A 550-nucleotide genomic window follows, 5' to 3' on the forward strand; every position below is an offset into this window, starting at 1 on the left:
CGACGCTTCCCAGCACCACCGCCGCCAGTGCCCATCCCTCGGGAAGCGGCGTCCGCTCCGCCAGCCAATCGGCGGAGCGGCGCAGCATGACCGCGAGCAGGATGGCGCCGAACACCAGCAGCAGGACGTCCACGATCTGCCACGCCAGCAAGGCGATGGTCACGATGATAAGGGCGACCAGCAGCAATCGGGCGAAGTGCCCTGGCGACAGATCGGTGGAAGGCGGCATGGTCGTCGAACTCCGGAAGCGCCGGCAGGAATGCACGGACTTTCGGCAACGCATCGCCGACGCGAATGTTTCCGGCGATCCCTCACGCGGATTTTCAAGCCGGTGCACTAAATTCAATTTCTGCCGTGACGAATTCCGCGAGCGCCTGTTGTAAGTAATTCGATGCCGACGTCAGGGCAGTCGCAATGACGCCGGCGGCTCGACAAGCAAACTTTGAGGATATCACCATGAGCGACGACCGGACCGAAGGCTCTTTGAAGAAGATGAAGGGCGATGTGAAGGAAGGAGCCGGCAACCTCACCGGTGACAGCAAGCTCAAGT

General features: G+C 61.6%; 1 pseudogene. It reads right to left on the minus strand.

What is annotated here, in order from left to right:
- A pseudogene (locus AC5JJ6_RS24715) lies at nucleotides 1-229 on the minus strand (hypothetical protein); the annotation flags it as partial.
- Nucleotides 230-550: the final 321 nt, after the last annotated feature.

The sequence above is a fragment of the Skermanella sp. genome (assembly GCF_059503625.1).